The organism is Solibaculum intestinale (genome assembly GCF_040096205.1).
Taxonomy (GTDB): Bacteria; Bacillota; Clostridia; order Oscillospirales; family Acutalibacteraceae; genus Solibaculum_A; species Solibaculum_A intestinale.
In genome coordinates, this window is sequence record NZ_JBBMFD010000019.1 from 1 (window position 1) to 13856 (window position 13856).

The following is a 13856-nucleotide window of genomic DNA, read 5'->3' on the forward strand; positions in this document are numbered from 1 at the left end:
GATGTTATACTGGACGGTATAATTGGCGTCGCCGTAGATTTCCCCGTTATGGGTGCTCAAGGGCACGTAGTAATCCATTGGCGAGCATCACTGCTATACCGGCCTTTGCCGCCTCCAACGGCATCTATACCGCGACTGCCGCTTCTCATTACAAGCATCCCACCACCGGGAAAATCGAGGATTCCGGCGGCGAAGGTTCCTACGTTCTCGGCCAGTCCATGACCGAAAGCGCCCTGAATAAAGCCGCCCTGGTGGAGGTGGACTCCAGTGGGAACACGTGGGTGACCATCCGCTTAAACCTGATGGACAATATCCAGTCCCCTCAGTTCCAAGTGGACGGCAGCCGCAACGGGAACTTTTCCGCCGTTTCCGCAACGGTGATGCAGGAGGATTTTACCACAAACACCACCGACTTCCGGATGCAGGTACCCAGTGAGAATGCCGTCATCCGCTGCAATATGTACGTCGTTCCCATGGGGCGCGAGGTGATCTTCTACATAACCGTAGGAAACCTTCAGTCTGGTTCCGGGGATTTTGTCACCAGCATAAAGGTGGAGCAACCGAAAAACCCTGAGCCGAAACCGGAACAGCCTGCCGCCACCGCACCGTCCGTCCAGGCGCCAGCCAGCCAGACGCCCGTCTCCGCCGCCCCTTCTTCGGAAGCTTCTTCCAGCAGCGAGGCGGCCGGCAGTGAAGCTGCTTCTGAAGCATCTTCGAAAGAAAGCAGTTCCTCCACCGCGGGCGGCCTGGAGGAATTCGATGAATCCGGGAATGAGGTGAGCAGCGCCTCCACCGAAACGGAGATAATCAGCAGCAGCGGGGATCCGGTCATCTGGTGGGTGATCGGCGGCATTGTCGTCGTGGCGATTGCTGGCGGCTGCGTGTGGTATTTTGGATTCTTCCGCAAAAAGAAATGAGGCGTGACATCCGATGAGATTTCGAAAGATTATTTCCCTCTGCCTTGCCGGGACATTGGCACTGTCCATAACCGGCTGCGTCAACCAACATCCGGAGGAAACGGGCGGGACGGAAGAGAGCGAAAGCCCCCGTCTCATCGCCACTTCTCCGGCGGCCGTCACCATCTGCGACAAGCTGAACCTGGATTTAGTCGGGATTTGCGAATCCAGCAGCGACCTGCCGGAACGGTACGGCGGCGTGACCACAGTGGGCATGGCCATGAACCCGGATCTAGAGATTATCAAGTCCCTCAATCCGGATTATGTGCTATCTCCCAACACCCTGCAAAACGATCTGCAGCCCAAGTACGCCTCCATCGGAGTCAGCTCCCTGTTTCTGAACCTGCGGAGCGTAGAGGGAATGTACGCCTCCATCTCGGATTTGGGCAAGAAGTTTGACCGGGAGGAAGAAGCACAGAGCTTAGTGGATGAATACAGCGCCTTTATGGAGGAGTACCGCGGCAAAAACGTGGGCAAGGAATCTCCCCAGGTGCTGGTGCTCATGGGCCTGCCCGGTTCCTATATTGTGGCTACCGACAACAGCTATGTGGGCAGCCTGGTAAAGCTGGCGGGCGGAACCAACGTCTACGGTGACGGGGGCGGGCAGGAATTTCTGTTCGCCAACACCGAGGATATCAAAACCAAGGAGCCGGACGTCATCGTTCGCGCCGCCCACGGCCTGCCGGACCAGGCCAGGGAGATGTTTGCGGAGGAATTTGAAGCCAACGACATCTGGAAGCATTTCAAGGCGGTGCAGGAGGGCCGGGTGTACGACCTGGATCCCAACCTGTTCAATATGAGCGCCAACTTCAATTATGAGGAAGCATTGGAGCAGCTCCAACCCATGCTCTACGGCGAGGAATAACCCCTAAAACAAAACGCGAGGCGGCCGGGCTTTTCCTGTCTGGAGAATTCCGGCCGTTTTTCTTGAAGGAGATTTTGCTTATGGTAAGCAACCGAAAGAAAATTCTCTCCTTTGTAATCACCGCTCTGGGGCTGCTGATTCTGTTTCTGGTTGCCGTGAATACCGGCAGCCTGAAGGTGACGCCCCCTGAGCTGTTCAAAGGATTGTTTGTGGAATACAACGAAAACGTGGCGACAATTTATGATTTGCGGTTTCCCCGTATCTTTATTGCCATCTTCGGCGGCGCAGCGACTGCTGTTTCCGGCGTGTTGCTGCAGGCCGTGATGAAAAATCCTCTGGCCGACCCCGGCATCATCGGCATCAGCTCCGGAGCAAGCCTGACGGCGGTGCTCATTACCGCCTTTTTCCCGACACTGTACTTTTTTACCCCCTTGTTTGCTTTTTTAGGCGGAATGATCGCCTTTCTGCTGGTTTATTCTTTGTCCTGGAAAGGTGGACTCAGCCCCCTGCGGATTATCCTGGTAGGCGTGGCGGTGAACGCCATGTTCACTGGCCTTATGAGCGCTTTCAATTCCGGCACTGGGAGCAGCTATTCCGGCGTGGCCAGCATCGTCAACGCCAACATCACCATGAAGACCTGGGACGATTTTCAAACTCTGCTGCTCTATGTGGTAATTGGTTTAATTGCCTCCCTCTTCGTGCTGGGGCAGTGCAATCTGCTGGCGCTGGAGGATAAGACGGCGAGGAGCCTGGGGGTAAACGTCACAAGAAGCCGGATCATTATTTCGGTGATTGCGGTGCTTTTGGCTTCCATCAGCACGGCAGTCATCGGCCCCATCAGCTTCCTGGGTTTGATCGTCCCGCATATTGCAAGACTGCTGGTGGGGAGCGACCACAAGGTGCTGGTTGCGTACAGCATTTTGCTGGGGGCGTTTACCCTGCTGCTGGCGGATACGCTGGGCCGGACCATTGCTTCCCCCTATGAAATCAGCGCAGCTATCATCATGTCGGTGGTCGGCGGCCCGTTCTTTATCATTCTGCTGAGGAGGTCGAGACAAAGCTATGGCCCGTAATGTATTTACCGTAAAAAGCCTCTCCTTTGCCTACGGCAAACAGCAGGTGCTCAACGGGCTGGATTTAGAACTCCACGAAGGGAAAATTACCACCCTTATCGGAGCCAACGGCTGTGGGAAGAGTACCCTGTTCAACCTGATGACCAAAAACTTAAGGCCGGATAAAGGAGAAATCCTTCTGCGGGACGGCAACGTCGCTGATATGCGGCTTAAGGACTTCGCTAAAGAAGTTTCCATCGTTCACCAGTACAACACCGCTCCGGTAGATCTCTCCGTGGAAAATCTAGTGGCATATGGAAGAACGCCCTACCATACTATGGGGCTGTCCTCCGATTCGAAGGAGGACGCGGAGAAGATCCGCTGGGCGCTGGAGATCACCCACACCCTCAAGCACAAGGATAAACCGGTATCCGAGCTGTCCGGCGGACAGAAGCAGCGGGTGTGGATTGCCATGGCATTGGCCCAGGACACAAAAGTTCTGTTTTTAGACGAACCTACCACCTATCTGGATATCCGGTATCAGCTGCAAATACTCAAACTGATTCGCCAGCTCAATCGGGAATACGGCATCACCATTGTTATGGTATTGCACGATATTAACCAGTCGCTGTATTACAGCGACGAAATCGTCGCCATGAAGGACGGAAAGATGATCGCCCACGGTCTGCCTGGGAAAATCATTACAAGCAAACTGGTTCAAGAGGTTTACGACGTCGATTTGAATATCCAAAGCGTGGACGGCAAACCCTTTGTGATTCCAGTTTGAGTTTTCCGAGGCTGGCAAAAAGGAGGTGGAAAGCCGCATGAAACAAAAGAAAACCGTAGAGGATTATCTGAAAACCATCTATCTTCTGCAAAAGCAGAACAGCTGTGTCCGGGGCGTGCATATCGCCGTACAGCTGGGCGTATCCAAGCCTACCGTCTCCATTTCCCTTAAGGGGCTGGAACAGGAAGGGTACCTGTTCCTGGACGAAACTCATGAGGTGCATCTGACCGACACCGGGCGGAAAATCGCCGAAGCAACCTGGGAACGGCACCAGACCTTTCAGGCCCTTCTGGAAAATCTGGGGGTAGACGGAAAAACAGCAGCGGCAGACGCCTGCCGTATGGAGCATGCCGTCAGTCCCGAAAGCTATCGGGCACTGAAAAAGCTGGCAAAAGGAAAGAAGGCGGGCGACCGTGAATGAGGCAATACAGCCTTTGGGATACGGCCTATTGTCTTTCCTGTTTGCAGCGGCCATCGCCGTGTTGTGCTCCGGCATCAAGACGGCGTTAAAAAATCATTAAAAGGCGGACAAAAACATGATGATCAACAAACGGCTCATCGGCACAGTGGCTGAGAGCAAAAAATATATTGCTGGAAACGTCATGCTGCAATGGTGCTCTTTAGCGGCGAATATCGCCATGATGTTCAGCATTACAGACCTGCTCGCCGGGCTTTATTACAGAAACACCAACGCCGGTACTCTATGGACGACGGCGGCCGTTGTCGCAGCGGCGCTTCTGATCCGCTTCCTTTGTGCTACCCTGGCCAGCCGGATGAGCTATCTGTCCTCCAAGGCGGTCAAGAAAACCCTGCGGGAACGGATTTATGAGAAGCTGCTGCGCCTGGGCGCTTCCTACAACGAACAGGTGAAAACCAGCGAAGTCGTGCAGGTGGCCGTCGAGGGTGTGGATCAGCTGGAAACCTACTTTGGCGCATACCTGCCCCAGTTTTTCTATGCCATGCTGGCCCCTTTGACTCTGTTTGCGGTGCTCTGCTTTGTGAATATCCCGGCAGCCGTTGTGCTGCTCATCTGCGTGCCGCTGATTCCCATAGCAATCGCGGCGGTACAGACCTGGGCAAAAAAACTACTCACCAAATACTGGGGGCAGTACACGGCATTAGGGGACACCTTTTTAGAAAATCTGCAGGGACTCACCACCCTGAAAATCTACCAGGCGGATGAATTCAAGCACAAAGAGATGAACGCCGAAGCCGAAAAATTCCGCAAAATCACCATGAAGGTGCTGACTATGCAGCTCAATTCCATTACTATTATGGATTTGATTGCCTACGGCGGCGCGGCCCTGGGCGTGATTATGGCGGTGACGCAGTACACAAGCAATCGTGTATCTTTGGCTGGATGCCTGCTGATTATCCTGCTGGCGGCGGACTTTTTCCTCCCCATGCGGCAGCTTGGTTCCTTCTTCCACATCGCCATGAACGGCATGGCGGCCAGCGACAAGATTTTTCGGTTGCTGGATTTGGAGGAGCCGGAACAAAAAGAAACGGAAACACCGAAAGACCGTTCCATTGTATGTTCTAATCTGCATTTTTCGTATGAAGCAGACCGTGAGATCCTCCACGGCGTGGATTTGCACCTTCCACAGGGCGGCTTTACTGCCCTGGTGGGAGAAAGCGGCTGCGGAAAGTCCACCATTGCGTCTATCCTGATGGGGCGGAACAAGGGATATACCGGTTCGGTTTCTGTCGGCGGCGTGGAGCTGAAAGAAATCAGCGAAATTTCCCTGCTGCAAAACATCACCTACATCAGCCACCAAAGCTATTTGTTCAAAGGCACGGTGCGGGACAATATGCTCATGGGCAGGCCAACTGCTTCGGAAGAAGAATTATGGGCAGTGCTGGAACGGGTTAATCTGGCCGGATTCCTGAAAGCGGAGCAGGGCTTAGACACGCCGCTTTTGGAAAAGGCGGGGAATCTCTCCGGCGGGCAGCGCCAGCGCCTTGCACTGGCCCGCGCCCTGCTCCACGACAGCCCGGTGTATATCTTCGACGAAGCTACTTCCAACATCGACATAGAGAGCGAAAACGACATTATGACTGAAATCCATAAACTAGCGAAACAGAAAACGGTGGTTCTCATCTCCCATCGGCTGGCAAATGTGGTGCAGGCGGACAATATCTATGTACTGGAAAACGGCTGCGTCGCGGAAAGCGGCAGCCACAAGGAATTGCTAAACCGCCACGGCCTGTATGAACGCCTGTGGAACGCCCAGCAGGCGCTGGAAAACTACCGAAAGGAGGACGGCATAGCATGAAAAGACGAAGCGGATTTGAAGTCATGGCCCGGCTGATCGGGCTGGTAAAGCCGCTGACTGGCTTTATGCTCCTTGCCATCCTTATGGGTCTCATCGGGCACCTGTGCGCCGCCTTTATCACTATCTTCGGCGGCTATGCGGTGCTCACTGCCCTGCGGTTTGATACGCCCTTCACTCTTACCGCCCTGTTTGTCTGCGTAGCGGTCTTTGCCATCGTGCGCGGTTTCCTCCGCTATGCAGAGCAGGCGTGCAATCACTTCATCGCTTTCAAACTGCTGGCGCTCATTCGGGACAAAATATTCCGGGCGCTGCGGCGGCTCTGTCCTGCCAAGCTGGAGGGCCGGGACAAGGGAGATTTGATTTCGGTTATTACCTCCGACATTGAACTGCTGGAGGTCTTCTACGCTCACACCATCTCCCCGGCGGCGATTGCTTTCCTGTTTACCATTGTGATGTGCCTGTTCATCGGCAGTTACCACTGGCTGCTTGGAATTTTGGCGCTGGCGGCATACCTCGTGGTGGGTATCGCGGTTCCCCTGATTACCTCCAAGCTCAGCGGGGACGATGGGATGCGGTTGCGTACTAAGTCCGGAGAGCTTTCCGGCTTTGTGCTGGACAGCCTGCGGGGGCTCTCCGAAACCCAGCAGTACGGCCAGGGCAAGAAACGGCTGGCACAGATAAATGAGAAAACAGATGAGTTGGCAAAGGACGAGGAAAAAATGAAGCGCACCGCCGGGCGCAATTCTGCGGTGACCAGCACCGTGGTGCTGGCCTTTGACCTGATTATGCTGTTCGTATCTGCTCTGCTGTGCCAAAACGGAGAGGTGGGCTTCGACGGCGTTCTGATCCCCACTATCGCCTTGTTTTCCTCCTTTGGCCCGGTAATCGCGTTGGCGGCCCTGGGGAGCAGCCTGCAAAACACCTTTGCGGCGGGGAACCGGGTGCTGGATATCTTGGACGAGACGCCTGTGGTGGAGGAAGTCACCGGCCGGCCTGAGATCGCCTTCACCGGCGCGGCGGCGGAGCACGTCACCTTTTCCTACGGAAACGAAACCATCCTGTCGGACGTGTCGGCAGAGATCCCGCAGCACAGTGTGGTCGGTATTGTGGGACGCAGCGGCAGCGGGAAATCCACGCTGCTGAAGCTCCTGATGCGGTTTTGGGACGTGCAGCGGGGCAGCGTAAAGCTTTCCGGCACAAAGGCGGCGGATATCAATACCAAGAACCTGCGGGAGATGGAGAGCTTCGTCACCCAGGAAACCCACCTGTTCCACGACAGCGTTCGCAACAATTTAAAAATTGCGAAACTGGACGCCACAGATGAAGAAATCAAGGAGGCCTGCAAAAAGGCGTCGGTGCATCATTTCATCATGATGCTGCCGCAGGGTTACGACACCCCCGTAGGCGAGCTGGGCGACACCCTTTCCGGCGGGGAACGGCAGCGGCTGGGTCTGGCGCGGGCCTTTCTGCACAACGCGCCCTTTCTGCTGCTGGACGAACCCACCAGTAACCTGGACAGCTTAAATGAGGCGGTGATCCTAAAGTCGCTGCATGAAGAACGGGAGGGCAAAACCGTGGTACTGGTATCCCACCGGCAGTCTACCATGCGGATTGCGGATACCGTCTACTCCGTTGAGCATGGGAGGATGAGTTAAATTGCATAGAGGGATACTTCATTCTATGATACTGAAACGGCTGGTTTTTTGATTATAGGTTTTATCTGCCTGGGCTTGGCTGTGTAGACGTTGCCCACCGTGCCCTTCTTTCCGGCGACAATGTTTTGCTTCACCAATTCATCACAGAAGCTGCACAACAGGTTTGTGAATACCAAGCTTTACAAAAAGCATCTGGAGCGCTTTAAGGACGGCGCTCTAAACCGAACGGTTAGCAGAAATATGGGAAAGGCTCCATACAAACGGACGGCCGCCATCTTTGCAGATGGCGGCTGTTTGCTTGAGGAAAGATGAACGGATCGAGCAAACATACTCGTGCGAGAAGCTCATACCGATTATGCTCTCAATCACAAAAGAAAAGATGCTTCGATGCCCGAATGGAAGCCCGATGATCTTCAGAACCGCCTTCGCTTTTTCAGTCTTCCAAAATCCTCCGCACCTGGCATCCGGGCGAGACAGCCCTTCTCCGCCGGCATGCCCCAGCCCGTCTTTTTTCCCATGTACGCCTGCTTTTTCTTTCCATTGCGCCCTGACTTTTCTTATGTCTTATGATAAAATAAGGATATCTATATGGACTTTTCAGTTGGAGGGTCGCTTTATGAAATACCATCGTTCCTCTGTTCCTTCGCGTCCAACGCTTTCCGCAATACGGGAGCATGCCCTGCGATTGAGCCTCATTGTCCTGGCTTCCGTCATCATGGCCGTCAACATCAAAAGCTTTGTGGACGCAGGCGGCCTGTTCCCGGGCGGGTTCAACGGCCTGACCCTTCTCATCCAGAGAAGCGCGCAGCAGTATCTGAGCCTTTCTCTTTCCTTTTCGCTCATCAATTTCCTGCTAAACGCCATTCCCGCCGTCATCAGCTTTCGCTTCATCGGCAAGCGGTTCACTTTGTATTCCTGTCTGATGATCGTGCTGACAAGCGTACTTACCGACCTGCTCCCCTCCATGCCTCTGACCAACGACGTGCTGCTCATCTGCATCTTCGGCGGTATCATCAACGGTCTCGCCATCAGCCTGTGCCTACTGGGGCACGCCACCAGCGGCGGCACCGACTTTATCGCTGTGGCCCTTTCGCAGCGTCTGAATGTAGATTCCTGGAACTATATTTTTTTGGGAAACGTAGCAATGCTGATCGTGGCGGGCCTTTTGTTCGGATGGGACAAGGCCCTTTACTCCATCATCTTCCAGTTCGCATCCACGCAGATTGTAAAGATGCTCGACCCCCGCTACAAACGTACCACTTTGTTTATTATTTCCGACAAGTCGGAGAAAATCTACGAGCACATCCGGGAATCCACCCATCACGGCGCTACGCTGTTTCGGGGGACCGGGCTTTATAATGGAGAGGACCGGTCGATGATCTATTCCGTCATTTCCGGCGATCAGGTCAAAAAGGTGACCAAAGAGGTGCGAAAGGTGGACCCAAAGGCCTTCATCAATATTCTGAAAACGGACCAGGTGGCAGGAAACTTTTACCAGAAGCCCCGCGACTAAGCGGTACATCCAATTTTCTTCGCGGTTTTTGCACGGTCTGCTTTGAAAAAGCTGCTTCTCCCTTAAAAAACATGGAAAAGGTGAAGACATATTTCCGAAAAACATGTATAATTGTAACGAATCATGCATGTTTATGCAAATAAAAGAAACGCCGGTCTTTCTTTGCCCTAGTAAACGGCCGGTTTGAATCGGGGGAGATTTTTTGAATAAAGCCCAGTCCAATTTTTGTCTTCTTTGTGTGACGCTATGCTGGTCAACGGAAGTCATCTTACTCAAAAACATTCCGACCGAGATTCCGTCCATTGCCATCACCGCCATGACCAATTTTATCGGCTGTGTGATTCTGATCGCCATCTTCTTTAAAAAGATCTTCCAGCCGCTTGCAAAACGCCAGTTGTTGCGGGTGGCGGGGCTGGGCGTGCTGAATATGGCCTATAACCTGTTGATGCTGTTTGGGCTTCAGTATCTCAACGTCTCTACCGGTATTTTCACCCTGTCGATGACGACGGTGGTGCTCCCGGTTCTCCTCCTTCTCAAACGCCAGAAAATCCGCGTCCATACCTGGGTGGGAGTGGGCCTGATTTTAACCGGGATTTTGCTGGCGGTCAACCTGCATGCCGACTGGTCTCAGCTGCCGGGAGTTGGAATCATGCTGGTGGTGTGTCTGCTTCGAGCCTGGTATATCATCAAGCTCAATGAAGCAGCGAAGGAAATGGAGCCCATTCAGCTGTCCGCCTTTATTTTGGGGGTGGTAGCGGTTCTTTCCTTTGTTATTTGGCTGTTTATCGAACCGAGAACCGTGTTCGCTCTCCCCTACTCCACAGAGATGCTCTCGAGCATTTTCGTTTACAGCTATTTTATCTGCGCGTTTGCCACCGTCATCAACATCTTCGCCCAAAAGCAGGCGTCCGCCCGGACCGCTTCGGTTATTTATTCGCTGGAGATCGTCTTTTCCACCATCTTCTCCGCCACCCTTCCGGCCATTTTGGTGGATCGCATTACCCTGACGCCCACTCTGATCATCGGCTGCGTCCTGGTGGCGGTGGGCGCGCTTTTATCGGAATTTGACGTGACCGGTCTGGTGTCGAGTTTGAAACGGAGGCGGTGCGCATGAGAATAGGGAGCAAGAGAACGGTTTGGCGAAAAATCGGGCAGTTTCTGTTTTTAGTGCTCATCCATATGGTCCTCTCTCTTCCCTTCAAGGTCATGATCATGATCCCCGGGTTTACCGATATCCGGCCGGTCACCTGCGTGCAGCCGATCTTCGGCCTGTTTTACGGGCAGACGGGAGCGCTTGCCTTTGCGGTGGGCAACCTGATCTCCGACGTGCTGTCCGACAGCCTGCAGTGGTCCTGCATTGCGGGGTTTATCGCCAACTATTTGTATGTGGTGATGGTTTACAAGCTGTGGCATCGGATTCGCAAAAAGGCCTTTGCTCTGCGGGAAGGGCGCGACTTTTTTTCGTATATTGTCATTATCCTTCTGTCCGCCACGGTACTGACCGCCATCATTACCCTTGGGGTTTACGCCGTCCAGCCGCAGGTAGATCTGGCCACCTTGATCGGCACGATTTTCTGCAACAACACGATTTTCCCGATCGTTCTGGGAGCGCCGATCATGATGATGATGCAGGAGGAATTTCATATTCCCGACCTGTGGACCAGGCGGGAAAAGGAGGCGGCTGCGGCGGCAAAAGCCACACAGGCCGTGAAACGGGACGGTGGCATGCAAAAAAACAGCTTTGGTGAAGGCGGGAACGGAGACGACGCCGTATAACCTGTCCAGACGGGGGTTGTATGCCTTTGCTCCTTGCCAATGGGCCCAAAGGCCAGTATAATGAAAGAAAATGAAATTTGGAGGTGTGTTTCGTTGAAAAAACAGATTGTTGCGGTGCTGACCTGCGCCGCGCTCTTCTTTGGCGGCGCGGTTTCCGCTGCGGCTGCGCCGGACAGTGGATCCGACTCTAGGACCACCATCCAGATCGTACATACCAACGACATCCACGGCTATTACGAGCAGCCGGATTCCGGCAGCCGGGCGCCTACTACCGTAGGGTTCGAAAAGCTCAAAACCATCGTGGACCTGGTGGACGCGGACCTGGTTTTGGATGCGGGCGACACGTTTCACGGTCAAGCCTTCGCCACGGTGGAGAAAGGCCAGAGCATCCTGGAGCTGATGGAAGCGGTGGGGTACGACGCGATGACCCCAGGCAACCATGACTGGAGCTACGGCAAGGACGCTCTCAAGAGCCTGGGAGACGCCATGCAGGCAGAGACCGGCGGCGTAATCCTGGCCGCCAATGTAGCAAAGGAGGACGGCTCCGCCTTTTTCGACACCCCGTATCGAATCAAGGAAATCCCGGCTGAGGATGGGAGCACCATCCGGGTGGGCGTATTCGGCATATACGATCCCAGGCTTTCTTCCTCTACGGCGCCCAAAAACGTAGAGGGCTTGGTTTTTCTCGACGACGTACAGACAGCAAACGACCTGGCCGCGCGGCTGAAAACCCAGGAGGGCTGCGACTTAGTGATCCTGCTCTCCCATCATCTCGACTGCGCCGCCTTTGTCGCCCAGACCCGGGGCATCGACCTGATGATCGCCGGCCATGAGCACAAGGTGATCAACGAGGATGCCGCCGATTTGGACGGAAAGCCGGTGCGCATAGTGGAAACCGGCTCGCATTTTGCGAATGTGGGTGTGCTCTCCCTGGTGTATGACACCCAGAAGGAACAGCTGGTCCCGGAACTGACTCAGGAACAGCTCATTTCCGCCGCCGACAGTGAGGCGCTGCCCGACGACCCGGCGGTACAGGCGAAGATCGACGAAATCACGGCTCGCCAGGCCGGAATTCTCAAGCAGGTGGTGGGGCACAGCGAGGAGGCCATGCCCTATTCCTGGGAGGACATCCGGGTGGCAGAACAGAAGGTAGGCCGGGTGGTGACCGCCTCCTATCTGGCCCAGACCGGGGCGGACGTGGCCATCGAGAACGCGGGCGGCATCCGCGGCGGCATTGACGAGGGCGACATTCTCTATCAGAACATCATCAGCATTTCCCCTTACGGCAACTACATTGTGGTCAAGGAAGTGACCGGCGCTACGCTGCTGAAAACGCTGGAAACCTCCATTGAAATCGGGCTGCAGAGCAAGGCTGTGTACGACAAACAGCTGGCGGCGGTGGAAGCCGGGGAGGATCCCATGCAGTACACCTGGCCGGACAATTCCGGCAGCTATCTGCAGTTTGGCGGCATCACGGTGGAATACGATCCGGCCAAAGAGGCGGGAAGCCGGGTGCTGTCGGCAACCATTGACGGTAAGGAACTGGATCCGGACGCCCTTTACCGGGTGGCTACCAACAACTATGTGGCAACCAGCTCCGATTATCCCGATTTGGCGGCATCACGGTCGGTCAACGAGTACGGCACCTGCGAGGAAGCCATTCTGGCCTTTGTAAAGGACGGTGACGCCTTAGCGGCGGCGGCCAACACTCCCAATCTGACGGCTAAAACAGCGCAGACCCCCGTTACCCCCGACGAGGAACCTTCTCCCGACACCGGCCTTGCCCAGACCGCGCCGGTTGTGGCAGTTCTGTTCTTCGGGGCCGCGGCCTTCTGCCTTCTCGGTCGGCGCCGTCGCCGGGCATAAGCCCTTTTCTTTCATAGGAAACCTGCTCTTTTCCCATACGGATTCATTTGACCGTATGGGAAAAGGCTTTTCTTTGACAAAATATCCGTATATAATAGAAAAGGTGGGCAGTACGCCCGGACAAACCAGCGATATCAAAACAAATTATAATAACAGGAGTGGACGCTATGCCAGCCCGCCATCCGGCAAAAAAGAAAAAGGAACGCAGCGTATTCGGGAATATTGCGTTGTTCACCGCCACGCTGCTGATCATATGCGTGGCGCTCATCGCCATTGCCGGGGTTTATTTCCTGGTGATCGCGCCGCCCAAGCAGCCTGACCGGCTCAATACCTCGGAGCTGTCCGACGAGTTGATTTTTTCCGCGGAGGATTGTACCAATATTTTCCTAGTCGGCACCAGCAACGATAAAAATACGGCGGGCCTTTTTGCCCTGGTCCGGCTCGACCCGGAACAAGGGGCGGTCTATGTGACTTCCCTGCCGCCCATCGCCCAGGTGACGCTGGAGGACCGCACCGATACCCTGGCGGGATACTTCTCCTACGGCGGGGTGCTTTTAGCGAAAGACGCCACAGAACAGCTACTGGGTGTAGAGATCGACAAGTACGTTTCCATGCCTGCTTCCGGCGCTCAGACGGTAATCAACAAGTTCGGCGGGGCTACGCTGGATTTGCCGGAATCGGTGAACTTTACGGATGAAAGCGGCGAGACGGTCAACGTGGTCAAGGGCAAGCAGTCGCTAAATGGGCGGCAGCTCGTAAGCCTTTCCAAGTATTCCGGATGGACGGAATTTCACGGCAGCTGGGACTTTACCGGCTACGCGCTGTGCTCCATGCTCAACGAATACATGACGGAAAACAACCTGGAAAACAAGGACGCGCTGTTTTCCCTGGCGTTCAACGAAAGCCGCACCGACATCAGCGCGCTGGATCTTTTAAAGATGACCCCCGCTCTGGAGCGGCTGGTGTCTCTCAACGCGGAAGGGACGGTGGCCCAGCAGATCAAAGTGACTGGCGAAATCACGGCGCAGCAGGTGTTCATTCTGTCGGATGAAACGGTGCACGCCATCGCCGACGCTTACGGAAGAACCTTAGGATAAGAACGGAGGACCG

13 protein-coding genes are annotated in these 13856 nt (G+C 54.8%); all 13 read left to right on the top strand.

The features are described from left to right. The first annotated feature begins 77 nt into the window (after nt 1-77). The gene (locus tag WMO26_RS10105) at nt 78-917 is read left to right on the top strand and encodes a heme-binding Shp domain-containing protein (RefSeq protein WP_349220111.1); all 840 of its coding nucleotides are present in this window, start codon (nt 78-80) and stop codon (nt 915-917) included. A 13-nt stretch (nt 918-930) separates the two neighbouring features. Further along, nucleotides 931-1821 (top strand): heme ABC transporter substrate-binding protein IsdE, encoded by an 891-nt coding sequence (gene isdE, locus WMO26_RS10110; protein ID WP_349220113.1) that lies wholly within the window; start codon nt 931-933, stop codon nt 1819-1821. 80 nt (nt 1822-1901) lie between these two features. After that, entirely contained in the window at nt 1902-2894 is a 993-nt protein-coding gene (locus WMO26_RS10115) for a FecCD family ABC transporter permease (RefSeq protein ID WP_349220115.1), read from the top strand. Next, on the top strand, nt 2884-3660 hold the full coding sequence (locus WMO26_RS10120) for an ABC transporter ATP-binding protein (protein WP_349220116.1): 777 nt from the start codon (nt 2884-2886) through the stop codon (nt 3658-3660). The genes WMO26_RS10115 and WMO26_RS10120 overlap by 11 nt, the downstream gene beginning before the upstream one ends. A gap of 37 nt (nt 3661-3697) precedes the next feature. After that, nucleotides 3698-4081 carry a metal-dependent transcriptional regulator gene (locus WMO26_RS10125; RefSeq protein WP_349220118.1) on the top strand — a complete coding sequence of 128 codons (384 nt, stop codon included), beginning with the start codon at nt 3698-3700 and terminating at the stop codon, nt 4079-4081. Between the two features lie 118 nt (nt 4082-4199). After that, entirely contained in the window at nt 4200-5936 is a 1737-nt protein-coding gene (locus tag WMO26_RS10130; protein ID WP_349220191.1) for an ABC transporter ATP-binding protein/permease, read from the top strand. Beyond that, the gene (cydC, locus tag WMO26_RS10135) at nt 5933-7591 is read left to right on the top strand and encodes a thiol reductant ABC exporter subunit CydC (protein ID WP_349220120.1); all 1659 of its coding nucleotides are present in this window, start codon (nt 5933-5935) and stop codon (nt 7589-7591) included. The genes WMO26_RS10130 and cydC overlap by 4 nt, the downstream gene beginning before the upstream one ends. A gap of 99 nt (nt 7592-7690) precedes the next feature. Beyond that, nucleotides 7691-7903 (top strand): YbaN family protein, encoded by a 213-nt coding sequence (locus tag WMO26_RS10140; RefSeq protein WP_349220192.1) that lies wholly within the window; start codon nt 7691-7693, stop codon nt 7901-7903. A 304-nt stretch (nt 7904-8207) separates the two neighbouring features. After that, entirely contained in the window at nt 8208-9104 is an 897-nt protein-coding gene (locus WMO26_RS10145; protein WP_349220121.1) for a YitT family protein, read from the top strand. Between the two features lie 202 nt (nt 9105-9306). After that, nucleotides 9307-10218, top strand: coding sequence for a DMT family transporter (locus WMO26_RS10150; protein ID WP_349220123.1), 912 nt, complete (start codon nt 9307-9309; stop codon nt 10216-10218). Continuing rightward, nucleotides 10215-10880: a hypothetical protein gene (locus tag WMO26_RS10155; protein ID WP_349220125.1), complete on the top strand. Its 666-nt coding sequence runs from the start codon at nt 10215-10217 to the stop codon at nt 10878-10880. The genes WMO26_RS10150 and WMO26_RS10155 overlap by 4 nt, the downstream gene beginning before the upstream one ends. A 93-nt stretch (nt 10881-10973) precedes the next feature. Then, nucleotides 10974-12746 (top strand): bifunctional metallophosphatase/5'-nucleotidase, encoded by a 1773-nt coding sequence (locus WMO26_RS10160; protein ID WP_349220127.1) that lies wholly within the window; start codon nt 10974-10976, stop codon nt 12744-12746. A gap of 167 nt (nt 12747-12913) precedes the next feature. Beyond that, a complete protein-coding gene (locus WMO26_RS10165) occupies nt 12914-13843 on the top strand; it encodes an LCP family protein (RefSeq protein WP_349220129.1) in 930 nt (309 codons plus the stop codon). The last annotated feature ends 13 nt before the right edge of the window (nt 13844-13856 follow it).